This window comes from Rhodococcus sp. NPDC059968 (assembly GCF_042738615.1).
GTDB lineage: Bacteria > Actinomycetota > Actinomycetes > Mycobacteriales > Mycobacteriaceae > Rhodococcus_F.
This window is the reverse complement of record NZ_JBHWUE010000010.1, coordinates 16,501-40,544: the sequence shown is the minus strand read 5'-3', so window position 1 is coordinate 40,544 and position 24,044 is coordinate 16,501. Positions and strand designations below refer to the sequence as shown.

Below are 24,044 nucleotides of genomic sequence, written 5' to 3'. Positions count from 1 at the left end.
GGGTAGATATACGAAGGTGCCCTTCGGCGCCATGGGAGCGTCGAAGGGCACCTTCGCCCTGCGAGGGGAACGTAGATCAGGGCAGGGGAACCCAGGTGCCGAAGAACCAGAATCCGTGCGGGCTCGGCGCGGGGGCCTGCTGCTGCGGAGCGTGCTGCTGCTGCTGCGGTTGAGGCTGCGGTGCCTGCTGCTGCTGGGCGGGGGCGGGGTTGTGACCCACCGGGTCGGCGCTGGCAACGCCGGCTCCGATGCCGAGGGTTGCGAGGGCGATACCAGCGGTTGCGACGGCCTTGGTCACGATGGACTTCATGCGGTTCCTCCTGGAACGTATCGGATGCGGTGTCAGAACTTCCTGACACAATTCAGATTGCTCCCCGTCCCTGCCACAACTCTTCGCTCAGCCTGTCAATCTCCTGGGTGTCAGCGGGGCTGCTCCGCGAGCTTGGCGGCGATCACGCCGTTGAGCCGTTGCAGACCACTCGGGGTGATGCCGTGGATCTGACCCTCGATGCTGCGCACGACATACGTGTCGCTGAGAACCTTCTCGCTCGACTGGATCAGAACCGTTCCGGCGCCGGTGAAGTCGAACTGCCGTTCCTCCCCGGAGTTGATTCCCATCATGTGGGCGCCCGCCGCGAGGAAGTTGCTGATCCACCCCTGATCGTAATGGTGGCTCGGGGACGGGCAGTCGGCCCACCCGACGAGGGCCTCGGGGTCGATCCGCAGCGGCGGCTCGGCGAACATCACCGGGCCGTTGGACGACGCCAGGAACTTGCCGGTCCCGATGAGCGTCAGGAAGCCGGGCACGATGGACTGGTTCAGGGCCAGACCCGGCTCGAACGCAAGGAGATTCGACGCCCGGATGGTGAGGTTGCCGTCGTCGAGATCGTACGAGTTGATGTCGTAACCGCGGTCGCCGATGATCAGCTTCCCGAATCCTTCGGCCACCGCGTAGTCGCCCATGTACAGCGGCGCCGAGAACTGGTTGGCGACCATGTGCAGTGCGGCGCCGTGCAATCCGTGGGTCAGTGCCTGGAACTGCATCTGCCCGTAGTAGGCGATCATCGCACCCTTGCGGATGAACCAGGGCGCGGTGAGGTCGATGCAGAACGCGTAGCTGTTGTCGGGAATGTTGTCGCTGGCGCCGAGAGTCGACGGATTGTGGATGGCGGTCACAGTTTCTCCTCCGAAGCCTGAACGTAGACGATGCCCTGACCCGTGCACTGCAATTGCATCGCTTCCCCGACACCGCGGCCCATGGCCTCACGCCAGCCGACGGCGGATTTCAGTTCCACCTGGACGCTCCCGTACGTGCCGACGAATGCGTCAGGGTCGACAAAGACCGGATTCGGCCCGCCCACAGGCAATTCGATAAAGCCGCCGTGCGCGAGGAGTACCGCCGACCCGTACCCGGACAGCTGCGTCGTGAACATACCGGTACCGGAGAGGGCGCCTGCCGCCGCGCCGCGCAGGGCACCGAGCATGCCGCGCCCGCCGCCACCGCCCTGACTCGTCACGGAGATCACCGAACTCTGCAGTCCCGCATTGTGAGCGAGCAACCGGGACGCCTCGACGCACAGCGCACCGCCCTGCGACATGTCGACGACATGCACCTCGAGCCCGGCGTGACCGTAGTGCACCTCGCCCTGCCCCTGCGCGAGCATCGTGCGTTCGTGCTCGCCCTGCATCATGCGTCCGGCCATCCGGGTGAATCCACCCATGCCCGCCATGGACTGGGAACCCGGAACCTGATGCGGCGTGAACTGGACCTGGCCCGTGTAGAACAGCATCGCGCCGGTGCGGGCCACCACACCGCCGGCGGCGCCGACGTCGACCTTGACGACCTTCGAGTTCACTTTCGAGAAGACCATGGGGCTCACCGCTCTGCCGGTTGAATGGAGACGACGCCGTGACCGTCCCACTTGAGGGAGAAGGCCTCACCGTTGCCCTGCCCGACGGCGTTGCGCCACGACACGTCGGTCACGAACGACTGCGTCACCTGTCCGCGCGCCGAGACGAACGCGTCGGGATCGACCACCAGCGGGTACTGCGGCGACACCTCGAGGTGGATGAGCGGCCCGCCGGCCGACAGCAGTGCCACCTGACCCTGCCCGGAGACGGTCGTGGTGAACAGGCCCTGACCGCCGACCCCGCCGCGCAGTCCGGTGAACGTGACGTTGGTGTTCAGGTTGCCGCTCAAGGCGAGCAGCTGCTGCGACTCCACCTGTAGGGTCTCGTTCGCCAGGTCGACGACGGAGACGTACTGACCGCCCACCGCGAGGTACACGACACCGTGGCCGGAGCACTCCATCAGCGACAGCGCCTCGCCCGTGGCACGCCTCTTCATTCCGGCGAGCACACCGTCACCGCTACCGAAACCTGCCGACTTGAAACTAACATTGCCCTCGTAGGCGATCATCGAACCCTGTATCGCCCGGATGGTGGTTCCGGCGAGCTGCGCCTCCACCACCTTCTTCGACTTGTCGAGCAGCCGCCCCATGGGTGCCCTTTCCAGTGTCGAGCGGCAGTGCCCGTGACCGAGTCACGAGCACTGCCGCTGGATGTGAGTACAGGCAGAACCTAGCCGACGGACACCGGTTTCTGCTCGTCCACGTCGTCTTCCGCTTCGCCGGCCGTCGCGACGGCCTTGCGATTGCGGACGATGCTGGAGATGAAGGCGGCACCGATGAGGGCGACGCCGACGAGTCCGGTGACGTTCTCGTTGACGTGGTAGCCGATGGACACCAGCAGGATCACGGCCAGTGCGCCGATGGCCCAGTGGGCGCCGTGCTCGAGGTACACGTAGTCCGACAGGGTGCCCTTGCGGACCAGGAACACCGTGATGGAACGGACGAACATCGCGCCGACGAACCCGAGGCCGAGGGCGATGATGATCGGGTCGGACGTGATCGCGAACGCGCCGATCACACCGTCGAAGGAGAACGACGCGTCGAGGACCTCGAGGTACATGAACAGGAAGAACCCGGCCTTACCGGTGGCCTTGGCCAGCTCGGTCGGTCCGCCCTTGGACCCTTCGACCAGTTCGCCGTCTTCGTCTTCCTCGGGAGTGTTGAACAGCTCACCGAGACCGTTGACGGCGATGTAGGTGACCATGCCGAGGACGCCGGCGATCATCACCGTGGAGACCGTGTCCTCGGGGGCGATGTACGCGGCGGTGATCAGCAGCAGGGCGCCGGCGATGATGACGGCCAGCTGGTCGAGCTTGCCCGCGCGGGCGAGGGGCTTCTCCAGCCAGGACAGCCAGGTGATCTCACGCTCTTCCAGGATGAAGCCGAGGAACAGCATCAGCAGGAACATGCCGCCGAACGCCGCGATCTGCGGGTGCGCGTCGGTGAGCAGGGTTTCGTAGCTGGCGCTGCCGTCGGGGAAGTACGCGGCGCCGTCGGCAGGCGGGTTGAGGGCCAGGTCGAGGGCGGCGACGGGGCCGAGGCCGGACGCGAGCCACACGATGACGAGGGGGAAGACCAGGCGCATGCCGAACACCGCGATGACGATGCCGACGGTGAGGAAGATCTTCTGCCAGAACTCGCTCATCCGGCGCAGCACGGTGGCGTTGATGACGGCGTTGTCGAAGGACAGCGAGATCTCGAGGATCGACAGGATCACCACGAGGAGGACGGCCTGGGGGCCTCCGTAGATCGCCGCGACGATGAGGGAAATCACCGTCACCGCGAAGGAGAGACCGAATATTCGCAGAACCACGAAGCGTGGCCTTTCTCTAGTGGGCATGCAGGGTGGCTACTGCAGGTGGACGAACACCGGGGGAGGGTTTCACGTCAGGGCCGTGAAAACCCTCCCCCGGCTGGAGAACGTGACGACTGTCAGACGTTGACGCCGTAGTCGCGGGCGATCCCGGCCAGCCCGGACGCATAGCCCTGGCCGATGGCGCGGAACTTCCACTCCGCGCCGTTGCGGTACAGCTCGCCGAAGACCATAGCGGTCTCGGTCGACGCGTCCTCGGACAGGTCGTAGCGGGCGAGCTCGTTGCCGTTGGCCTGGTCGACGACGCGGATGTAGGCGTTGCGCACCTGACCGAACGACTGCGAACGCGTCTCCGCATCGTAGATCGAGACGGGGAACAGGATGCTCTCGATGTTCGCGGGGACCGCCGCCAGGTTGACGTTGATCACCTCGTCGTCGCCCTCGCCCTCACCGGTGGTGTTGTCGCCGATGTGCTCGATCGAGCCGTCGGGGGAGCGCAGGTTGTTGAAGAACACGAAGTGCTGGTCCGACACGACCTTCTTGTCGGCACCTGCACCGATGGCGCTGGCGTCGAGGTCGAAATCGGTGCCGGTGGTCGAGCGGGCATCCCATCCGAGTCCGACAGCCACCGCGGTCAGGTTCGGGGCCTCCTTCGTGAGAGAAACATTGCCGCCCTTGGTCAAGCTGACGCCCATTCAGGGGTCCTTTCGAGAGGAGGTGGGTGGACCCTCGACAACTGTCGAAGTTCCGGGTTCGTCGTGCACCACCACGATAATGAATTTGTCCGACTTGTCCCATCCCGCGAACTGTCCACAGGTTTGTCCACAGGCAATTCCGGACCACTCGGGGTTGTCGGCCCGACCAGTACGATTCAGGACGTGACGAGCGGATGGGCGGGACGCTTCCGAGGAAGAGCCCGAGGCGACGACTCGGCTCGTCGCGCCCACGACACGATGGTCGCAGCGTTTCTCGATATGGACAACCGGCAGAGCATCGCCGCCGCGGCCGTGGACGCCTCCGGACAGCTGACTCCGGAACGCGGAATCCGGCGGGCCTGGGAACCGGTTCGTAACGGGTGCTACCAGGCCGCGACGGCATATCTGGCGGCGGAAGACCAGTTCGAGAACGTGCAGTCACCCGCAGCGGCCGCCGCGTACGAGCAGGTGACGCGGCAGTTGGTGGCTGCGACGCAGTCCCTCGACGAGTTCTATCGCACACATCGGGGCCATCTCGAGGAGTCGACCGCGATGCTGGCGGCCGTTCCCCAGGTCGCCCAGCAGGCGCTTCAGGTCGCCTCCGCGGCGCAGCAGCGGGTGCAGACCGAGGGCGCTGCGTACGCCGGCTATCCGTCGGTGCGCGACCGGGGAGCGGCACTCGACGCGGCCGTCGTGGCGCTGCAGGGCGCCCGTGGGGCCAACCCGATCCGCGAAGCGGCGGCGCGCGTGCGGGAGAAGTCGGCGACGCTCGAGAAGGCACTGGCCGCGGCCCCGTCCAAGGAGCTGGACGCCGCTCACGCCGTGTCGTCGGTGACGACGAGGATCGCCGCGGTGCAGACTCGGGCGGAACGGCTCGCGCCCGCCTACTCCGCTCTGCTGCGCGAATTCAACGCGGCCAGTTCGGCGGATCTCGTCCACAACGACCGCGAGAGCCGCAGGCACATCGAGCAGGCGCAGACCGATCTGCAGCAGGCGCAGAAGGCTCTGACCGCGGGTAATCCGGAAGGGGCGCTGGATCTGACCGCCGCGGCGCGGACCCATCTGGTCGACGCCGAGGCGAACGTCGACGGCGTCACCGATCGTCTGCTGTTGCTGCGGCAGGTCCGCGAGAACCCGCGGGCGAAGGAAAACGAGATCAGATTTCGCCTGCGCGACGCCCAGATGTTGGCTGTCAATCGTGGGCTCGTGCGGGAATGGGGGTCGGTCCTCGACGCTCAGCTCGAGCGGATAGACCGAATTGCAGGGACACTGACCGGGAGGCATCCCGACTACTGGGCGTACGTCGCCCAGCTCGATGCCGTGTCGGCGTTCATTGCCGAGGTGGTTCAGAAGATGAGAGGACACATAGGGCAGCGATGACACGGGGGGACGATGAGCATTAGCGAAAATATGACGGCTGTGCGGCATGTACGGCACTTCCACCACCTCGATCCCGAGACGCACGGCCGGCTGTTCCTGCACGCTCCGCAGGCGCTCGGGCCGGACGAGGATCGAACGGTGCTTGCCGTCGCGCTGGGCGCGACGCTGTACGTGCCTGCGACGAGGTCCGATCTCGCGGACACCATCCTTCGCCGGTCCGGTGACGGTGTCTGCTCGATGGTCCTCGACCTCGAGGACGCGGTGGCCGACGACCAGGTGGAAGCGGCGCTACTCAACGCCGTCGACGCACTCGATCGGCTCGCGGTCCACGGTGGTGCGCGGATGCAGCTGTTCGTCCGGGTGCGGGCCGCCGAGGACCTTCGGCGGATCGCCGACCTGCTGACCACCGGCGTCGAGGTGCTGTCCGGGTTCGTGATTCCGAAGTTCGGAAGTGCGACGGGTGGTGCATTCCTCGACGAGCTGGCCGCAGCGTCGGAGCGGCTCGGCAAGCACCTGTACGCGATGCCGGTGCTCGAATCACCGGCGCTGGTGCACCGCGAGACCCGCGACGACGAACTCGCGAACATCGGTGAACTGCTCGTCGAACACCGCGAGCGGATCCTCGCCGTGCGCATCGGCGCCACCGACATGTGTGCCACGTTCGGTATCCGCCGCGACCGCGACCTGACGATCTACGACGTGCGGGTGGTCGCGGACGCGATTGCCGGCATCGTCAACTTCCTGGGCCGTGCCGACGACACCGGACACGTCATCACCGGTCCCGTGTGGGAGTACTTCGCCGACCACGAGCGAATGTTTCGGCCGACCCTGCGCGCCACGCCGTTCGAGGAGCACAACGAGGTGCGGTTCCGTCAGCAGCTGGTAAGCCGGGATCTGGACGGTCTGCTGCGGGAGATCGCCCTCGACCGCGCGAACGGCATCCAGGGCAAGACGGTCATCCACCCGACCCACGTCGCGGCCGTGCACGCCCTGTCCGCGGTGACGCACGAGGAGTACCACGATGCGCTCGACATTCTCGGCGCCGAGAGCGTCGGCGGCGTCCAGGCGTCGGGATATCGCAACAAGATGAACGAAATGCGCCCGCACCGCAGCTGGGCCGAGAAGACACTTGTCCGGGCGAAGGTGTTCGGCGTGACAAACGAGGGAATCACGTTCGTGGATCTACTGACCGCACTGGCCGTCCGATGAGCTCACCCACTGCCGTGCGCGCAGTGCCCTGGGCCACGGAACATCTGGGGCTGACGCTCGCCCACGTGGGTTCGGGCGCGGGGCTGACCATCCCCGAACTCGTCGAGCCCGGCCTGCGGCGCAACCCGCGACGTGCCCACCTGCTCGTCTCGACGGTCCTCGGCAAGCACGTGCCCACCGACCCGGGTGCCGTGATCGGCGCAGGCGACCGCCTCGGCGATCTGGTCGCCGACGTTCTCGGACCGGATGCAGATCCCGTCGTGCTCGGATTCGCGGAGACCGCAACAGGTCTGGGGCATTGTGTCGCGGCCCGGCTGCGCGCCCGCTGTTACCTGCACTCCACGCGCCGGGACGTCCCCGAGATCGGGACGTCCGCCGGGTTCGAGGAGGGGCACTCGCACGCGACCAGTCACCAGCTGCAGCCGACGTCCGTCGAGTTGTTCACGGGCGATCGCCCGCTCGTCCTCGTGGACGACGAGATTTCCACCGGCGCCACCGCCGTCGACGCAATCCGCGCGCTGCACCGGCAGAACCCCCGCAGCCGTTACGTCGTGGCGTCGCTCGTCGACATGCGCGAGCAGGGCCACCGGGACGCCGTCGACGCCGCAGCCGCCGAACTGGGGGTGCGGATCGACAGCGTGAGTCTGGCGGTGGGACGCACCGAGCTTCCCGACGGCCTGATCGACTCGGTCGGTGCCCTCCCGGATCCGGTGCTCAACCCCGTCGGTGAGCGAACCGGGACCGTCGAGCGCGCCGACATACCGTGGCCCGCAGCAGTTCCGGAAGGTGGTCGTCACGGGTTCCTGCGGGAGGACACCGAGGAGTTCGACGCCGCCGTCGCGTCGGGGGCCGCGGTGCTCCGGGACCGGCTCGACCCGCAGCGTCCGGTGATCGTCGTCGGACACGAAGAGCTGATGTACCTGCCGTTGCGACTCGCGGACGCGCTGTCCGCGTCCGGTTTCCGGGTACGATTCCAGACGACGACGCGGTCACCCGCCTACGTGCTCGACCGGCCGGGATACCCGCTGCGCCGCGGATTCCGCTTCGCGGCGCCCGAGATCGGGGAAGAGCAGCCGCGTTTCGTCTACAACGCGCAGTGGCCGGACGAGGACGCCGTCGTGGTCGCGGTGATCGACGCCGCGGCCGACACCGAGCGGCTCGCGGTAGCCGGCGGACTCCTCGACGTCCTCACGGCGTCGGGGACGGATGTGCTCCTGGCCGTCGTGTCCGGCGCCGACCCGCTGTCGCTGCGGGCCGCACGTGCGGGAGCGTCGACATGACGGCGCCGCTGACCGGTCCGGCGTTCGGTTCGTACGCCGCCGATGAGGTGGGCTGGCTGCTCACAGACCTGTCGCACGTGGACCTCGAAGCCGATGTCGCCGAGCGGGAGCGCCGCATTCAGTCGGGTGAAGCCCACTACGCGGAGACGCTGCCCATCGAGTACCAGCCCGACGCGGAGTACCGCGAGCTGTTCGAGAAGGTGCTGCAGGACAGCTCCATCCGGCTGGCGCGGGCGGTGGGGACGGTCACCGACCTCGTGCTGGCCGAGCGCGGCCGCGACGTCACGCTCGTGTCCCTGGCACGTGCGGGAACCCCGGTGGGTGTGCTCATGCGCCGCTGGGCGTGGGACGTCCACGGGTTGACGCTGCCGCACTACGCCGTCTCCATCGTCCGCGACCGGGGGATCGACGCCGTCGCGCTCGACTACCTTGCGCGTCATCACGACTCGAAGAACGTGGTGTTCGTCGACGGCTGGACGGGCAAGGGCGCCATCGCCCGCGAGTTGTCGCAGGCACTCGCCGAGTACCGCGACGCCGGTGGCGCCGAATTCGACGACGACCTCGCCGTCCTCGCCGATCCCGGGCACTGCGTCCGCACGTTCGGCACCCGCGACGACTTCCTGATCGCCTCCGCGTGCCTGAACTCCACCGTGTCGGGTCTGGTGTCGCGGACCGTCCTCAACGACACGCTGATCGGCCCCGGCGACTTCCACGGCGCCAAGTTCTACGCGCACCTGGCGGGCGAGGACGTGTCCAATCACCTCCTCGATTCCGTCAGGGCGTCCTTCGGGGATGTGCGCGAGCACGTTCCCGGCGACGTCGAAGGCTTGCTGCGGTCGGACCGTACCCCCACCTGGGACGGCTGGAAGTCCGTCGAAGCGGTCCGGGAGCAGTACGGGATCTCGAGTGTGAACTTCGTGAAGCCCGGCGTCGGCGAGACCACCCGGGTGCTGCTGCGCCGCGTGCCGTGGCGGGTGCTCGTCCGCGACCTCGACGCCCCGGAACACGCGCACATCCGGCTCCTGGCCGCCGCGCGTTCGGTCCCCGTCGAAAAGGTTCCCGGCCTGGCGTATTCGTGTATGGGCCTGATCAAGGATGTGACATGACCGCGCTGATCGCGACCGACCTCGACCGCACCATGATCTACTCGCGCGGGGCCATGGAACTCGCCGTCACCGAGAGCGACGTGGCCGAGCGGCCCGGCGACCAGGACCTGCTGTGCGTCGAGGTGTACGACGGCAAACCGCTGTCCTACGTCACGTCGGCCGCCGAGGCCATGCTGCGGAAGCTCACCGCGTCCGCCGTCGTCGTGCCCACCACCACGCGCACCGTCGCACAGTTCCAGCGCATCGATCTGCCGGGGGCGCCGTGGCGGTACGCGATCACGACCAACGGCGGCAACATCCTCGTCGACGGGGTGCCCGATGCGCGGTGGCGGTCGGGTGTCGACGTCGCGATGGCCGACGGTGGAGCCTCGCTGGTGGAGGTCGGCGCCGAGCTGAGCCGCCGGATCGACGACCGCTGGGTGCGTTCGTCCCGGGTGGCCGACGAGTTGTTCTCCTACCTGGTCGTGGACCTCGACGCGATGCCGGCCGGCTTCGTGGAGGAGTGGAACGCCTGGTGCGTAGATCGGGGATGGGGAGCGTCCCGGCAGGGCCGCAAGATCTACACAATGCCCGATGCGGTGTGCAAGAGCCGTGCGGTCGCGGAGGTCCGTTCGAGGCTCGTCGACGACGGTGTGCTCGAGCCGGAAGCGCCCGTGCTGGCGGCCGGGGACGGGGCACTCGACGCCAATATGCTCCGTGCCGCCGACGCCGCCATCCGCCCCCGGCACGGCGAACTCGAAACCATCGACTGGCAGCATCCGACCCTGTCGGTCACCGGAAGCAGCGGTATCGCCGCTGGTGAGGAGATCCTGCGCTGGTTCGCGGACCGTCTCGGGCGGGGTGCGGGGACGACGGCCGTCGGCTCTCTTTTGTAGGTTGTAGGCAAACAGGCCAAACGGGACAAACCCGACGCTCCCACAGTGAAGGAACCACCGCAGTGTCCACTCCGCTAGCCAAGGGTCAGAACGGCCCGCTGAGCGTCGACGACGTCATCGTCTCCCTCGAACTGACGGCCGCCGCCGACCTGTCCGCGCTGCTCGTCGCGGACTCGGGGAAGGTCCGCTCGGACGCCGACTTCGTCTTCTTCAACCAGCCGACCGGTCCCGGCGTGCAGCTCGTCCCCGGAGCCACCGGACAGGCAGCGTCGCTGAAGGTGTCTCTCGGCGCGGTGCCGGCCGACATCGCCCAGGTGCGGGCGGTCATCACCCTCGACGACGCCACCAGTAACTTCGGGCGCTCCGCGCCGCCGACCGCCCGGGTGTCCGACGGCGCCGGAAACTCGCTGTACGAATACAAGATCGAGGGACTGAACTCCGAATCGATCGTCATCGCGCTCGAGCTGTACCGACGCCAGGGCGCCTGGAAGGTGCGGGCCGTCGGGCAGGGCTACGCCGGCGGGTTCGCCGCGCTCGTCACCGATCACGGCGTGTCCGTCGACGACGCTCCCGCACCCGCCGCCGCTCCCGTTCAGCAGCCGCCCGCGCCCACACCGGCACCGCAGGCCGCCTACCCGCCGCCGGCCGCGCCCGTCGCGCCCGCTGCACCGCCGGCTCCCGCTGCACCTGCCGCGCCCGCCGCTCCGGCCGAGGTCAGTCTCACCAAGTCGCGACCGGTCAGCCTGTCCAAGGGCCAGAAGGTCACGCTCCGCAAGGACGGTGGCGTCGCGCTGACGTACATCCAGATGGGACTCGGCTGGGACCCGATCGAGAAGCGCGGCATGTTCGGGAACCGTTCCGCCAACGTCGACCTCGACGCGTCGGCGGTTCTGTTCGCGGACAACAACATGGTCGACGTCGCCTACTACGGCCAGCTGACGTCGAAGGACGGGTCGATCCGGCATCAGGGCGACAACCTCACCGGCGAGGGCGCCGGCGACGACGAGGTGATCCTCGTGGATCTCACCCGCATTCCGCCGCACGTCTCGACCATCGTGTTCATCGTCACGTCGTACCGCGGGCACACGTTCGAGCAGGTGAAGAACGCCTTCTGCCGCTTGGTGGACACCACGTCGTCGGCCGAACTCGCCCGGTTCACGCTGCAGGGCGGGATGCCGTTCACCGGAATGGTGATGGCCAAGGTGTACCGGGTGGGCGGCGAATGGAAGCTGCAGGCCATCGGTGAAGGCATTCAGGCCAAGCACGCCGGTGAGGCCGCGCCTCAACTCGCCCGCTTCCTCGGCGTCTAGGGGCGGCGGTGACGGTCCACCTCGTTCCGGGCCAGAACGCCCCGCTGCCGTCGCGCGCACTGCGTTTCCGCGCGGTCGATGCGACGCCGATCGACGTCTCGGCGTTGATCGTGGACGGCGATCTCCGCACGCTGTCGTCGGACCATTTCGTGTTCTACAACCAGCGGCGGGCCGCCGGGGTAGAACTCGACGCGGACGGAACGGTCCGGCTGCAGTTGGACGAGGTGGACGCCGCTGCGGCCGGCGTGCTCTGCGTGGTCAGTGTCGATCCGGCATCCCCGAACGGTCCGTCGACGCTGGCCAGGGAGGGGCTGTCGGCCACCCTCACCGACGAAAATGAACGTCCCCTGGTCGTTTTCGACGTCCCGCTGGTCGGTTCCGAAGCAGCCGCGATCTGCCTCGAGATCTATCGGCGCGGTACCGACTGGAAGGTACGGGCCGTCGGGCAGGGATGCGACGGCGGCCTCGCCGAACTCGTCATTCGGCACGGCGTCGAGGTGGACGAACCCGCACACCCTGTCGCCGAGGAGATTCCGGCGATGCCCGGTCCGGCGGGCATACCGCTCGACCCGGCCCACTCGTTCGAGAGGGCGTGGATGATCTTCGAGGACGCTGCCCGGTCGGCGGCCTCGTTCCGATCCTCTCGCGACTACGCGCAGGCGCGGCTGGACGACGAACTGTGCGAGTCGGTGGCCGACCCGTCCACGCGCAACAGTCCCGTGGTCGTGCAATCACAGGCCAGGGCGCAGGAGCGGTGCGATGCCCTCGTCGCCGAGGCGCAGCGCAAATTCGACGGCGAGACTTCGCAACTGGCCGACGAACTCCGCGTCATCGACCCGCTGCTGCCCCGGTCGCTGGCCACCTTCGAATCCGCCGCCTGGACGAACCCGGTCACGAGCAGGGCAGTGACGGACGGACTGCGGCTCGGCGAGTTGTCCGCACCCGACCTCGGTGAGCTGCGGGTGCCGTTCTGCGTCCATCACCCGCTGGGGCGTCCGCTCTGGATCGTCGGCGAACCGGCCGAGGCCGCACCGGTGGTCGCGGCGCTGGCGGCGCGCATGCTGGTGGCGTCACCTGCGGCGGCACAGCGGTTGGAGGTGGTCGACCTCAGCGGAACCTTGCGCACGTTCACCGAACCCCTCGGTGCTCTGCTGGCCTCGCCCGTCGTGTCCTCGGCGTCGGACATCACTGCCCGACTCACCGCGCTGTCCGAGAGCGTCGACCTCGCAGAAATGGCGGCCCGCAGCGGAATCCGCGACACGGTGCCGGAGCCGCGGCTGGTGATCCTGGGCGACTTCCCGCACGGGTACGGCGCCGAGGACGCCGCCCGCATCGTGCACCTCGCCGATCACGGTCCCGCGGTCGGGACGTCGCTGATCATCGTCGGCGACAGTGCCTCCGCGGATTCGGATCCGGGCGTCGCGGTGCTCGAACGCATCGCGCAACAGGTTCCGACGTCGGGGGTCCTCACCGTCTCCGACCCGTGGACGGGCAACGACTGGATCCTCACGCCGGACCGGCTCCCGGACCATCCCCTCCATCGAGCCTCGGTGCTGGACTCCTTGACCGGGCAATAAATCCCCCGCCGTCACTCGTCCGGCAGTTCGACCCCGAGTTCGAGGGCCTTCGCGGCGACGGCGTCCGGGAAGACGTTGCGGAACAGGAACAGGTCCTGCCCGATCACCCAGCCGGGTGCGAGTTCCGTGGCGTACCGCTCGAAGTAGCCGAGTTGCTTCCCGAACAGGACGAGTTCCTCGGGGCTGGCGACGCCCCATTTCTTGCCGATGCCGATGAGCGCCATGATGAGTTCGCTGAGTCGCAGCTCGCCGAGGTCCCGGCCCAGCAGCGGTGCCAGGGCGGCGGCCACCTGGAGTCCGATCTCGTCGTCGGTGGCGTCGTTGTCCGTCGCGTAGCCGAGGCTCCGGATTCCGCGGGCCATGCGGGAGAAGTCGCCGTCGATCAGGGTCGCGTAGAACATGTCGCGCAGGATCTGCCGCCACGACTCGGGAAGCTCACCGACGATGCCGAAGTCGAGCATCGCGATGCGTCCGTCGTCGAGGACCCATAGGTTGCCGGCGTGCACGTCGCCGTGAAACGGGCCGTGGAGGACGACGGACTCGATCCACACCTTGACGCCGCGGCGGATCAGCATGCGGGTGTCCATGTGGACGAGGTCGGGGAACCGGTCGAGCGGCAGTCCGTACATGCGTTCCATGCAGATGACGTGCGGACCGCAGTAGTCCCAGTAGACCTCGGGGGTGGTGACGCCCTTGTTGTCGCCGAACGCCCCGATGTTCGTCCTGAACCGGGCCTGCCGGTCGGCCTCCACGGCACTGTTGAGTTCGGTCATCGTGGCCGCGTGGAGGTCGCGGATGATGGCGGTGGCGTTGGCGATGCGGAAGAACTCGAACAGCTTCTCGAGCATCCGCGCACCCCAGTACGCGGTGCGCAGGTCCACCACCATGCGGCGGAAGATGTCGGGGCGTTGCACCTTGATGACGGCTTCTCTGCCGTCGGGGAGTACGCAGCCGTGCACCTGCGCGACCGAGGCGGCGGCGAGGGGGACGTCGCCGAAAGACGCGAACAGCGCGTCGACGGGATGCCCCAGGTCGGCTTCGATGACCCGGCGGGCCTCCTCGGCGGGCACCGGCGGCACGTCGTCGAGACATCGCAGACAGGCGTTGGCCAGCGGGGCGGGGAACACACCGGAGGACGACGCCATCAGCTGCCCGACCTTGACGAACGTCGGGCCCAGCACCTCGAAACCGTTGACCAGGCCCTCCGACGCCGCGTCCGCGAGGGTGCGGCCGCGACGTCGGACAGGCCAGGTGACCAGCGCGAACAGTGTGTAGGCGACGACGACCACGCCGATGACCAGCGCCCGCCACAACTCCGCGGCGCGGAAACGATCGAGGCTAGCGGAGTGCACGGTCAGGGCTGCCGGTGGCGGCCCCGCAGCGTACGGGCCGACCGGACGTGCCGTTGGCTCTTGCACAGTTCCTACCTTGCGTTCAGTCCTGCCTGCCGTTCAGAAGGGGACCATACCCCGACCGTTTCGGCGAACCCCTTCCAGTATGAGGTACCCACCATCACACCATTTCGTTAGCAGAACTCAGAGTCCCAGCGCGCCTGCGAGTTCCCGCAAGGCGGGCACCGGATCGTCGCCTGCGGGCAGTACCTGGATGGCGACGTGATCGGCGCCCGCGTCCAGGTGTTCCCGGAGGCGGCCGGCGACGTACTGCGTGTCGCCGTGGGCGGCGAGCGCGTCGATCAGGTCGTCGCTGCCGCCGTTCTCGATCTGCTCGTCGGTGTACCCGAGCCGTTTCAGGTTGTTCACGTAATTGCGCAGGTGCAGGTACGGATTCTCGACGGCCGAACGTCCGATGGGGCGAGCGCGTTCCGGATCGGTGTCCAGCACGACCTTCTGCTCCGGCGCGATCACCGGGCCCGGGCCCAGCAGCTCACGCGCTTCGCGGGTGTGCTGCGGAGTGGTCAGGTACGGATGGGCGCCGGCGGCGCGGGCTGCGGAGAGTTCGAGAACCTTCGGACCGAGCGCGGCGAGGACGCGTCGTCCCGCCGGGACACCGGCAGCATCGAGGGCATCGAGATACTCCACGAGCGCGGCGTACGGCTTGCTGTAGTTCAGGCCGGGCTGTTCGGGGTGGCCGACGCCGATGCCGAGGAGGAAGCGTCCCGGATGGCGGGCCTCGATCCGGTGGAACGAGGTCGCGATCTCGTCGGCGGGGGCGGTCCAGATGTTCACGATTCCGGTCGCGACAGTGATGGTGGATGTCGCGTCGAGCAGGCGTTCGGCGACTTCGAGGTCGGCCGGCGGAGAGCCGCCGATCCAGATCGCGCCGTAGCCTGCCGATTCGATTGCCGCACCCACCTCGGGGGCCAATCCGCCGGCGTGACGCCAGACGCCGAACTGTCCGAGCTGCGGGGTTTCTGCTGTGGTCTCCGTCATGTGGCGTGCAACCTTCCCTCGTGGTCATTCATTCCGGTGTTTCGGATTCGCGGCTCTCAGGCCTGATGCAGCCAGGCGCGGAACAGGAGCGCGCTCGGGTCGGTGGCAGCGAGTTGCCACCGCGCGGCCCAGCGGTACCGTCCGGTTGCCGCGGCGCCGAGCGAGACGAGGCCGGCGGGAAACGCCCTCGACGCGAACAGGGCACGGCGAGCGGACTCGGTAGTGAACGTGTTCACCGACGTCGAGTTTGCCTGGTCAGTCGACATGGCTCGACGCTATCGACCGATTCCGCCGCCGCACATCATCCTGCAGAACGATATTCGCTACCGCAGGGCCGGGAGGCCGGTCAGCTGCCGGGCGCCCGGTACTCGGCGTCCCGGCGCACAGCGTCGTCCACCTGCTCCGGCGTCAGCAGCACCACCGATTCGGACCTCGCCGCACCGGAGGCGGTGGTGCGGATGCCGAGCGCGGCGGCCGCCACTTCGTCCGGCACGTCACCGATCACGAACAGATCCCGGCCACCCAGTGCGAAGTAGCAGGATTCGACTGTGCCCCCGACGCTTTCGACCATCTGTGTGATCGCGTCGCGTCGTGTGGTGCCGCCTTCGGCGAGTAGTCCCTTCGCGCCTTCGGGTGAGTACGTGACCTGCCAGAGATATCTCGGCATCAGTGCCTCCTCGATTGTGGGGTCCTCTCATGGTTCTCCCGGGACGGGCCACATGCAATAGGTTCCGGCGCTAGGGTCGTGAGATGGCTGAGGCCCGCGTCGGTATCTCCGGCTGGACGTATCCCGGTTGGCGCGGTGACTTCTACCCGGACGGTCTGGCGCATCGCAAGGAGTTGGCCTATGCCGCGGGGCGATTGACGTCCATCGAGATCAACGGGTCCTTCTATTCGCTGCAGCGACCGACGAGTTACGCGAAGTGGCGCGACGAGACACCGGAGAGTTTCGTGTACGCCGTCAAGGGCGGTCGCTACATCACGCACATGAAGAGGCTGGTCGGTGCCGAGACGGCGCTGGCGAACTTCTTCGCATCCGGGGTGCTCGCGTTGGGCCCCAAGCTCGGACCGCTGCTGTGGCAACTGCCCCCGACGCTCGCGTTCGATTCGACGAGTCTCGCAGCGTTCTTCGACCAACTGCCGCGGACGACCACCGACGCCGCGACGCTCGCGACACGACACGACGACAAGCTCACCGACGACAGGGCGTGGACCGAAACGGACGCCGAGCGCCCCATCCGCCACGCGCTCGAGGTTCGGCACCCCAGTTTCGACACCGAGGAAGCGAGGGAGTTGCTCCGCGCGCACGACGTCGCGTTCGTCGTCGCCGACACGGCCGGCCGGTACCCGTACGTAGAGACGGTGACGAGCGATTTCGTCTACGCCCGACTGCACGGGGACAAGGAGCTGTATGCCAGCGGCTACACCGACGAGGCGCTGGACGAATGGGCCCGGAAACTCGAGCGATGGCTCGGGCAGGGCCTCGACTGTTTTGCCTACTTCGACAACGACATGAAGGGGTACGCGCCGTTCGACGCGCTGCGGCTGATCGAGCGGCTGCGCTGACTGTCGGTGCCCCGTGGCGCCGTGCGCCGACTGTCGGTGCCCCGTGGCGCCGTGCGCCGACTGTCGGTGCCCCATGGCGCCGTGCGCCGACTGTCGGTGCCCCATGGCACAGTGAGCTTCGGTTCGACGAAGACGAGAAGAGGATCTACCGGATGTGGCCCACTCATTGGCCTGTTGTCGCGCGTGACATCGCCGAAGCGCTCGATGCCGCCATCGTCGCGGCGCGTGCGTCGGACGCGGCGGCTCTGACCGAGGCGACGGAGGAACTCGCGGCCCTGCCCGTGGAGCAGGTCGGTGCGGTGCTGGCGGGGGTGGTCCGGGAACTACTCGAGACGCTGCACCCGGACGGTCTGACGGGGGAGGACGTCCAGGACGTTCTCACCCGCTGCGCGCGGGCGGCGGCACTCTGGTTTCCGGCCGTCGACGTCGACTCGCTGGTCACCGTGCTGACCGGTGCACTCGGTGTGGCCGACGTCGAGGAGAACCCGCGCAGACCGGAGCGTGCCGTGGAGGCCGCGATCCTGGTGATCGCCGATCTGCTGCGTGCGGCGGAGGTACCCGCCGACGGTTACGTCCGCCGGGCGCTCGACGAGATCGCGCGCGCCGAAACCGTGGAGATGCCCTGATTCGTTCAGAGTTCGGTGCGGATGTGATCGGCCAGCCTGGCGATCCGGTCTTCGTTGCGGCGGTAGTGGGTCCACTGGCCGATCCGATGGCTGGTGACCAGACCCGCGCTCTGTAGGGCGGCCATGTACTGCGAGGCCGTCGACTGGGAGACCTCGGCCCTCGCCTGAATGTGCTTCAGGCACACGCCCACCTCTTCGGCGGGTTCGAGCTGCGGGGGAAAGCTGTCCGGCTCCTTCAGCCACTGCAGGATGCGCACGCGGGTCGGGTTCGACAGCGCTTTGAAGACCAGGGCCAGGTCGGTCGGGTCCGGAAGTTCACTCACACGATCCATCGTACCGCTATATCGCGATTTTCCGATATATGTGCTTCACTCAGGATATCGCAACTTCGCGATATACCGATAGGAGTGATGATGGCGAAGCGCAGAGTGGCAGTGGTCGTCGGTGCGCGCGGCGTGATCGGCGGCAATCTGATCGACCACCTCGAGGCGACCGGAGAGTGGGAGATTGTCGGACTGTCGCGCCGAGGCGGACCCGACACCGACCGGGTGCGGCACATCGCGGTCGATCTGCTCGACGAGCGCGACGCCGCCGAGAAGCTGGCCGAACTGCGCGACGCGACCCACATCTTCTACGCCGCCTACCAAGACCGGCCGTCGTGGGCGGAGCTCGTCGCGCCCAACGTCGCGATGCTCGTCAACACGGTGAACGCGATAGAACCCGTGGCTGCGAGGCTCGAGCACATCAGCCTGATGCAGGGCTACAAGGTCTACGGCGCCCACCTCGGACCGTTCAAGACGCCGGCGCGCGAGAGCGATCCGCCGCACATGCCGCCCGAGTTCAACGTGGACCAGCAGCAGTTCCTCGAAGACCGTCAGCGCGGCAAGAGCTGGACGTGGTCCGCGATCCGCCCCTCGGTCGTGTGCGGATTCGCTCTCGGCAATCCGATGAATCTCGCGCTGGTGATTGCCGTCTACGCCACGATGTCGAAGGAACTCGGAGTGCCGCTGCGGTTTCCGGGGAAGCCCGGCGCGTACACGAGCCTGATCGAGATGACCGACGCCGGATTGCTGGCGGAGGCGACCGTCTGGGCCGCGACCACGCCCGAGTGTGCCAACCAGGCGTTCAACATCAATAACGGGGATCTGTTCCGCTGGGACGAGATGCTGCCGAAGATCGCGGATTTCTTCGAACTGGACGTCGCGCCGCCGCTGCCGATGTCGATGGACGTCGTGATGGCCGACAAGGAGCCGGTGTGGAACCGCCTCGTCGCGAAGCACGGACTGGAGCCCACGCCGTACTCGGACGTCTCGTCGTGGGCGTTCGGCGACTTCGTCTTCGGCTGGGACTACGACGTCATCGCCGACGGTTCCAAGGCGCGCCGGCTGGGTTTCCACCGTCACGTCGAGACCGAGCAGATGTTCCTCGACATCTTCCGCGACCTTCGGGCCCGGAAGATCATTCCGTGAGGGGCGGGGAACTACCGGCGAATCCCGGATTCGACGTTGGCGGCGATCCGCCGGAGCAGCCCGGCCAGGACGGCGCATTCGTCCTCGTCGAGTCCGGTGAGGAATTGCCGGTCGCGTTCGACGCGCTGCGGGAACTCGGTGTCGACGAGTTCCCGCCCGGACTCGGTCAGGTGGAGCAGCACGACGCGCCCGTCGCGTTCGAAGGGCAGTCGTTCCACGAGGCCCAGCCGGGCCAGGCGGTCGACGTGCTTGGTCGTGGATGCGCCGCTGAGCATCGTCACGGCGGTGACCTCGCTGGCCCGCAGTGGCCGATCGCTGCGGGCGAGTACACACAGGACGTCGAACTCGGCGCGCGAGACGCCGCTCGCGTCCAGGGCGCGGTCGAGTTGCTGCAGGGCCTGGGATCCGATCCGGGTGATGCGGCCCATCACTTCGATCGGTGACGTGTCCACTTCGGGATGGGTCTCGGCCCATTCGCGTCGAACGCGATCGGTGAAGTCCTCATCCGGACGTGGGGCAGTGCTCATGAAAACCATCGTAGCGACCAACTTCACACTAATTCATAACTATTTTACTAGTGAAGTATACGGTACGCTGTAGCCATGCAGGCTTCCCCTCGATACGCACCCGACCTCAGCCGGCTCCATCACTCCCGTGGGGCGCTGGCCTACTCGGTGGCGCCGTCGACGTGGCGTCGCGCGTTCGAGGTCCGGAACGCCGATGCCACCATCGCCCCCGCGCTGCGGGTGGGCGCGGCGACGGCTCTGGTGCTGGTGATCGGCGGTCTTCTCGGGCACGGCAACCTCGCGGGCTTCGCGGCACTCGGTGCGCTGACCGCCGCGTTCGGTCGATACGAGCCGTACCCGCGGCTCGCCCGCAAGACGGGGCTCGTCGGTGTCGCGCTCATCGTATTCGTCGCCGGGGGAGCGCTCCTCGGTGCGGCGGGGCTGCCGCTCTGGCTGCAGATCGCGGTCATGTCCGTGGCGTCGGGAGTCGCCGCCTGGCTGCTGGCGGCGTTCCGTATCGCCGGTCCCGGGCCCGTCATCCTGATCTTCGCGGCCACCGCCGCGGTCGGGCACGCGACCCAGCTCTCCGATCTCGGACCGGCCGTCGTGGCCGTGACGATCGGTGTCGTCGTGGGCTGGCTCGCCGCCATGACGCCCTGCCTGTTCGTTCCCCTCGGTCCCGCCCGGCTCGCGGTGGCGCGCGCACTCGCCGCGGCCGCGGAACTGGAGCGTGCACACGACGCCTCCGCGATCACGTCCGCACGCAAGGCCATCGACAACGCGCGTGACGTGATCGCACACAGTGGGCGGGGCCGGGACGGGCACTCCCACCAATTGTTCGCACTTCTCGCCGAAGCGGACACGGTGGTCGATCGGTGGGCGCACGAGCGCGACCACGACACCCTGCGTGCGCTCGTCGATCACGAGTCCGAGCTTCGTAAGGTGAAGCGCCGCAGCGACCTTTCGGCGTTCGCCGCGGAGACCGCGGTGCTGCCGCAGCCCGCAGGCTTCTTCGCGGACGGTCTCCGGGCGCTGCGGTCGCGAGAGGGGATCGTCAACGCGGCCCGCATCGCCGCTGCCGCCGCGCTGGCCGGGTGGGTCTGTGTGGCACTGGGATTGGAGCATCCGCTGTGGGCGTCGATGGGCGCGATGGCCGCGATGCAGGGGTTCAACTTCAGTCAGACCGTGCAGCGGGGAATTCAACGGCTCGTCGGCAATGTGGCGGGCGCCGTTCTCGCCGCCGGGCTGATCGCCGCGGCGATGGGGTACTGGCAGGCCGTCGTGGTCATCGTGGTGCTGCAGACCGTGACCGAACTGGTCGTCATCAAGAACTACGCGTTCGCGTCCGTCGCCATCACACCGATGGCGCTGCTGCTCACGGGCCTCGGCTCGGCGGTCGCACCGGACATCGCGGTGAGCCGCGTCGTGGACACGCTCGTCGGTGTGGTGGTCGGGGTGATCGTCTCGGCTGTCGCGATCAGCCGGACCGACCACCATCACGCGGACTGAGGCGGCTCAGATCCCCGTCGCGGAGACGTAACCGGCGAATCCGATCGCGCACGCGCCCGCGCAGAGGATCAGGGTTCCGCACGCCACCGGCCACGCGATCGTGCGCCGCGCGATGCGCGCGATCGTGACCACGCCGCCGATCACGGTCACGAGTGCGGCGACCGCGAGCGCCACGCACACCGCGATCCACGCGTTCTCGGCGCTGCACGTCTCGGGCGGGCAGTAGTCCAGGAACAGCAGCCAGAACAGCCCCGCGACTGCGGAGATGCTGGCGACGGCGACCGCGACGACGAGCGCGGCCGCCGACACCGCCACGTCCCAGCCGTTCAGCGGCGGCTGATCGTCACCCGCACGAAGGTGATTCCATGGATGTGGCAGAGGCCCCCCTGGCTGCATGTTCGTCACAGTACAACGGACTCCGGGGGGATCGGCGGCGGTAACGGAGCGCCGTCCGGGCGCAATCCGGCGAGGAACACCGTGATCAGCCGCGGAACGAGATTCGCCGTCGTGTCCTCGAACATCAGCACGTGAGGCCGGGTGAGCATGGCGATCCCCATGATGATCTCGAGCGGCACGACGTCCTCGCGCACCAGTCCGACGTCCTGCAGCCTGCGGATGAGGTCGGTGACCGTCGCCTTCGTCAGCTCCCTCGATTCGCGGACGTCGGGTGGCAGCTCGTCGAGGCTGTTGACCAGTGCGGGAACCAACGCTCCCATGCGCAGTTCGACCACAGCGTCGACGAATCGCCGCCACGCTCCCTCCGGGTCGTCCCGGCATTCGTCCAGTCCCCGGACGGCGAGTTCGCGGACCTCGGCGAGCGTCGTGCGGGCAACGGCGTGGGCGAGTTCGTCCCGGCTCGGAAAGTTCCGGTAGAGGGTGGCGATCCCGACGCCCGCTTCTGCGGCGATGGCGTCGAGCGGCGCATCGTGCCCGCGGTCGGCGAACACCGCGCGGGCGGCCTTGATCAGGATGTTGCGTCGTTCCAGCGCATCTGCCCGCACGATTTCACCTCTTCCGTTGACAACCCAGCATAACCGGAGGAATATTCTCCACAAGTACCGGAGGAAATTCCTCCACTTAGTGAAGGGGAGTCCGATGAGCACTTCGGATACCGGGACACTCGAGCCGCGCACGGAGCCCGCCGGGCCGTCTGCGCACCGCCCGGCGGATCCCGTGAAACTGACCGCTGTCGTGCTGGGACTCACCGCGGTGATCGCGCTGATGCTGCTGGCGTTCGCGCTGCCCGCCGTCAACAGCGGCCCGCACGACCTCCGACTGGGCGTCGCCGGACCCGACGCGGCCGTCACCCGGATCGACAGCGCGCTCGCCGCGGGACACCCGGGCGCGTTCGTCACCGAGCGCTTCCCCGACTCCGATGCGGTCCGGACGGCGATCGAACACCGGGAGGTGGTCGGCGGAATCGTCGCGACACCGGACGGTATGACGGTCCTGTCTGCCGGCGCCGGTGGGGCGCCCGTCGCGCAGACGATGAACGGTCTCGCGGCGGGAATGAGCAAGACTGCGGGACGACCCGTTCCGGTCGAGGACGTCGTTCCGTTGACGGCCGATGATCCCGCCGGTGTCGGTCTGGGTGCTTTGGCGCTTCCCCTCGTCTTCGGCGGAATGATCCCCGCGCTTGCGCTCGTGCGGCTGTTTCCGCGCAGTGTCGGTCGGCGGGTGGCGGGGGCGGTGCTGTTCGCTGTGAGTGCCGGGGTGGTGCTGACGGCAATTCTGCAGTTCGGTCTCGGAAGCGTCGACGGCAACTACTGGACGACCACCGGCGCCGTCGTGCTCGGCATCGCCGCCATCTCGCTGACCGTTCTCGGGCTCGAATCCGTGCTGGGCACAGCGGGGTTCGCGCTCGGCGCGGTGACCATGATCTTCCTCGCCAACCCGTTGTCCGGCCTGGCGACCTCCGCGGCGTGGCTGCCGTCGGGGTGGGGCGCATTCGGTCAGCTGCTGCCGTCCGGAGCGGCGGGAACCATGGTGCGGTCGACGGCGTTCTTCGACGGACACGGAGCCGGTGCGGCAGTGCTCGTGCTGACCTGCTGGGTCCTGTTCGGGCTCGGCCTGTGCCTGGTATCCGGACTGCGTGAGCGGCGCGCCGGGGAAGAACCGGTCGTCGCCTGAGCCTGTGGTTTGATGACGGCATGGGGGAACGACGGATCGTCCGCCGACTGGTCGGCATCGGAGCGGGCCTCGGCGCGCTCGCGGTCCTCGTCGTCGCGGCCTCGACGGTGTGGATATCACGCGAGTCCTCCGGTCACGTCTACGACGTCGACGACGCACCCGAAGCGCCGGTGGTCATCGTCCTCGGTGCGCAGGTGCGCGACGGCAAACCCCGGGAGTACCTGGCCGGGCGCCTCGACGTCGCCGTCCGCCTCGTAGAGGACGGCCGGGCCCGGGCGGTGCTCGTCTCGGGCGACGGCGCAGGCAGATCCGGCGACGAGATCGCGGCAATGACGGAATACCTGGTCGAGAAGGGCATCGACCGCAACAAGATCGTCGGCGACCGATACGGGCTCGACACCTACGACACGTGTGTGCGGGCCGTCCACACGTATGGAGTGACCAAGGCGCTGATCGTCACGCAGGGTTTCCACGTCCCCCGCGCGGTCGCGCTGTGTCGCGGTGCCGGGATCGACGTCGCCGGAGTCAACGCCGGCTGCGAATGCCGCACGATCACGATGGTCAGGAACACCGTGCGCGAATCGCTGGCCCGGCCGAAGGCCGTCCTCGACATCCTGTCCGGACGCGATCCCGTGGTGGTCTCCGAACCCGAGGACTCACTCGGGAAGGCTCTCGCCGCCGAGGACTGACCTC

The 24,044-nt window shown here is 68.1% G+C and carries 27 protein-coding genes; 13 read left to right on the top strand and 14 right to left on the bottom strand.

Features of this window, described 5'->3' with window-relative positions; translation table 11 throughout:
- Nucleotides 1-76: 76 nt before the first annotated feature.
- The 6 genes from ACFWAY_RS12010 to ACFWAY_RS11985 all read right to left on the bottom strand — a co-directional run bounded on the left by ACFWAY_RS12010 (nt 77) and on the right by ACFWAY_RS11985 (nt 4,418).
- Nucleotides 77-310: a hypothetical protein gene (locus ACFWAY_RS12010; RefSeq protein ID WP_378510755.1), complete on the bottom strand. Its 234-nt coding sequence runs from the start codon at nt 308-310 to the stop codon at nt 77-79.
- 110 nt (nt 311-420) lie between these two features.
- Nucleotides 421-1,176, bottom strand: coding sequence for an AIM24 family protein (locus ACFWAY_RS12005; protein WP_378510754.1), 756 nt, complete (start codon nt 1,174-1,176; stop codon nt 421-423).
- A complete protein-coding gene (locus ACFWAY_RS12000) occupies nt 1,173-1,871 on the bottom strand; it encodes an AIM24 family protein (RefSeq protein WP_378454285.1) in 699 nt (232 codons plus the stop codon). The genes ACFWAY_RS12005 and ACFWAY_RS12000 overlap by 4 nt, the downstream gene beginning before the upstream one ends.
- A gap of 5 nt (nt 1,872-1,876) precedes the next feature.
- Nucleotides 1,877-2,500 (bottom strand): AIM24 family protein, encoded by a 624-nt coding sequence (locus ACFWAY_RS11995; RefSeq protein ID WP_378510753.1) that lies wholly within the window; start codon nt 2,498-2,500, stop codon nt 1,877-1,879.
- An 80-nt stretch (nt 2,501-2,580) separates the two neighbouring features.
- Nucleotides 2,581-3,723 carry a DUF475 domain-containing protein gene (locus ACFWAY_RS11990; protein ID WP_378510820.1) on the bottom strand — a complete coding sequence of 381 codons (1,143 nt, stop codon included), beginning with the start codon at nt 3,721-3,723 and terminating at the stop codon, nt 2,581-2,583.
- A 119-nt stretch (nt 3,724-3,842) separates the two neighbouring features.
- Nucleotides 3,843-4,418: a TerD family protein gene (locus tag ACFWAY_RS11985; protein ID WP_255971481.1), complete on the bottom strand. Its 576-nt coding sequence runs from the start codon at nt 4,416-4,418 to the stop codon at nt 3,843-3,845.
- A gap of 258 nt (nt 4,419-4,676) precedes the next feature.
- Between ACFWAY_RS11985 and ACFWAY_RS11980 the strand changes: the two genes are divergently transcribed.
- The 7 genes from ACFWAY_RS11980 (at nt 4,677) to ACFWAY_RS11950 (ending at nt 13,155) form a co-directional block, all read left to right on the top strand.
- Nucleotides 4,677-5,798 carry a hypothetical protein gene (locus tag ACFWAY_RS11980; protein WP_378510819.1) on the top strand — a complete coding sequence of 374 codons (1,122 nt, stop codon included), beginning with the start codon at nt 4,677-4,679 and terminating at the stop codon, nt 5,796-5,798.
- Nucleotides 5,799-5,810: 12 nt separating this feature from the next.
- A complete protein-coding gene (locus tag ACFWAY_RS11975) occupies nt 5,811-7,007 on the top strand; it encodes an HpcH/HpaI aldolase/citrate lyase family protein (RefSeq protein ID WP_378510752.1) in 1,197 nt (398 codons plus the stop codon).
- Nucleotides 7,004-8,287, top strand: coding sequence for a phosphoribosyltransferase family protein (locus ACFWAY_RS11970; RefSeq protein WP_378510751.1), 1,284 nt, complete (start codon nt 7,004-7,006; stop codon nt 8,285-8,287). The genes ACFWAY_RS11975 and ACFWAY_RS11970 overlap by 4 nt, the downstream gene beginning before the upstream one ends.
- Nucleotides 8,284-9,393: a cysteine protease StiP family protein gene (locus ACFWAY_RS11965; RefSeq protein WP_378510750.1), complete on the top strand. Its 1,110-nt coding sequence runs from the start codon at nt 8,284-8,286 to the stop codon at nt 9,391-9,393. Before ACFWAY_RS11970 ends, ACFWAY_RS11965 begins: the two co-directional genes overlap by 4 nt.
- Entirely contained in the window at nt 9,390-10,268 is an 879-nt protein-coding gene (locus tag ACFWAY_RS11960; protein WP_378454281.1) for an HAD family hydrolase, read from the top strand. Before ACFWAY_RS11965 ends, ACFWAY_RS11960 begins: the two co-directional genes overlap by 4 nt.
- A gap of 62 nt (nt 10,269-10,330) precedes the next feature.
- Nucleotides 10,331-11,578 (top strand): TerD family protein, encoded by a 1,248-nt coding sequence (locus ACFWAY_RS11955; protein WP_378454280.1) that lies wholly within the window; start codon nt 10,331-10,333, stop codon nt 11,576-11,578.
- Nucleotides 11,579-11,586: 8 nt separating this feature from the next.
- Nucleotides 11,587-13,155 carry a TerD family protein gene (locus ACFWAY_RS11950; RefSeq protein WP_378510749.1) on the top strand — a complete coding sequence of 523 codons (1,569 nt, stop codon included), beginning with the start codon at nt 11,587-11,589 and terminating at the stop codon, nt 13,153-13,155.
- Nucleotides 13,156-13,166: 11 nt separating this feature from the next.
- Here ACFWAY_RS11950 and ACFWAY_RS11945 read toward each other — a convergent pair whose 3' ends face one another.
- The 4 genes from ACFWAY_RS11945 to ACFWAY_RS11930 all read right to left on the bottom strand — a co-directional run bounded on the left by ACFWAY_RS11945 (nt 13,167) and on the right by ACFWAY_RS11930 (nt 16,212).
- Entirely contained in the window at nt 13,167-14,573 is a 1,407-nt protein-coding gene (locus ACFWAY_RS11945; protein WP_378454278.1) for an ABC1 kinase family protein, read from the bottom strand.
- A gap of 117 nt (nt 14,574-14,690) precedes the next feature.
- The gene (locus tag ACFWAY_RS11940; protein ID WP_378454277.1) at nt 14,691-15,545 is read right to left on the bottom strand and encodes an LLM class F420-dependent oxidoreductase; all 855 of its coding nucleotides are present in this window, start codon (nt 15,543-15,545) and stop codon (nt 14,691-14,693) included.
- 56 nt (nt 15,546-15,601) lie between these two features.
- Entirely contained in the window at nt 15,602-15,811 is a 210-nt protein-coding gene (locus ACFWAY_RS11935; RefSeq protein WP_378454276.1) for a hypothetical protein, read from the bottom strand.
- Between the two features lie 80 nt (nt 15,812-15,891).
- On the bottom strand, nt 15,892-16,212 hold the full coding sequence (locus ACFWAY_RS11930) for a GYD domain-containing protein (protein WP_378454275.1): 321 nt from the start codon (nt 16,210-16,212) through the stop codon (nt 15,892-15,894).
- Between the two features lie 83 nt (nt 16,213-16,295).
- Here ACFWAY_RS11930 and ACFWAY_RS11925 point away from each other — a divergent pair, with 83 nt between their 5' ends.
- Both ACFWAY_RS11925 and ACFWAY_RS11920 read left to right on the top strand, forming a co-directional pair.
- Nucleotides 16,296-17,111 (top strand): DUF72 domain-containing protein, encoded by an 816-nt coding sequence (locus ACFWAY_RS11925; protein WP_378510748.1) that lies wholly within the window; start codon nt 16,296-16,298, stop codon nt 17,109-17,111.
- Between the two features lie 152 nt (nt 17,112-17,263).
- Nucleotides 17,264-17,737, top strand: a complete 474-nt coding sequence (locus tag ACFWAY_RS11920) for a hypothetical protein (protein ID WP_378510747.1) — start codon at nt 17,264-17,266, stop codon at nt 17,735-17,737.
- Between the two features lie 5 nt (nt 17,738-17,742).
- On the opposite strand, the gene ACFWAY_RS11915 is transcribed toward ACFWAY_RS11920, so the two are convergent.
- Nucleotides 17,743-18,060: a helix-turn-helix transcriptional regulator gene (locus ACFWAY_RS11915; protein WP_095862339.1), complete on the bottom strand. Its 318-nt coding sequence runs from the start codon at nt 18,058-18,060 to the stop codon at nt 17,743-17,745.
- Nucleotides 18,061-18,147: 87 nt separating this feature from the next.
- Here ACFWAY_RS11915 and ACFWAY_RS11910 point away from each other — a divergent pair, with 87 nt between their 5' ends.
- On the top strand, nt 18,148-19,206 hold the full coding sequence (locus ACFWAY_RS11910) for an SDR family oxidoreductase (RefSeq protein WP_378510746.1): 1,059 nt from the start codon (nt 18,148-18,150) through the stop codon (nt 19,204-19,206).
- 11 nt (nt 19,207-19,217) lie between these two features.
- Here the strand turns inward: ACFWAY_RS11910 and ACFWAY_RS11905 are convergent, their stop codons facing one another.
- Entirely contained in the window at nt 19,218-19,742 is a 525-nt protein-coding gene (locus tag ACFWAY_RS11905) for a MarR family winged helix-turn-helix transcriptional regulator (protein ID WP_378454389.1), read from the bottom strand.
- 66 nt (nt 19,743-19,808) lie between these two features.
- Here ACFWAY_RS11905 and ACFWAY_RS11900 point away from each other — a divergent pair, with 66 nt between their 5' ends.
- Nucleotides 19,809-21,221 (top strand): FUSC family protein, encoded by a 1,413-nt coding sequence (locus ACFWAY_RS11900; RefSeq protein ID WP_378510745.1) that lies wholly within the window; start codon nt 19,809-19,811, stop codon nt 21,219-21,221.
- Nucleotides 21,222-21,227: 6 nt separating this feature from the next.
- On the opposite strand, the gene ACFWAY_RS11895 is transcribed toward ACFWAY_RS11900, so the two are convergent.
- Both ACFWAY_RS11895 and ACFWAY_RS11890 read right to left on the bottom strand, forming a co-directional pair.
- Nucleotides 21,228-21,617 carry a hypothetical protein gene (locus ACFWAY_RS11895; protein ID WP_378510744.1) on the bottom strand — a complete coding sequence of 130 codons (390 nt, stop codon included), beginning with the start codon at nt 21,615-21,617 and terminating at the stop codon, nt 21,228-21,230.
- A gap of 5 nt (nt 21,618-21,622) precedes the next feature.
- A complete protein-coding gene (locus ACFWAY_RS11890) occupies nt 21,623-22,222 on the bottom strand; it encodes a TetR/AcrR family transcriptional regulator (RefSeq protein WP_378454269.1) in 600 nt (199 codons plus the stop codon).
- Nucleotides 22,223-22,316: 94 nt separating this feature from the next.
- Between ACFWAY_RS11890 and ACFWAY_RS11885 the strand changes: the two genes are divergently transcribed.
- Together ACFWAY_RS11885 and ACFWAY_RS11880 are read left to right on the top strand one after the other, a co-directional pair.
- Complete coding sequence (locus ACFWAY_RS11885) at nt 22,317-23,351, top strand: ABC transporter permease (protein ID WP_378510743.1); 1,035 nt, start codon at nt 22,317-22,319, stop codon at nt 23,349-23,351.
- A gap of 20 nt (nt 23,352-23,371) precedes the next feature.
- Nucleotides 23,372-24,040 (top strand): vancomycin high temperature exclusion protein, encoded by a 669-nt coding sequence (locus ACFWAY_RS11880; RefSeq protein WP_378510742.1) that lies wholly within the window; start codon nt 23,372-23,374, stop codon nt 24,038-24,040.
- Nucleotides 24,041-24,044: the final 4 nt, after the last annotated feature.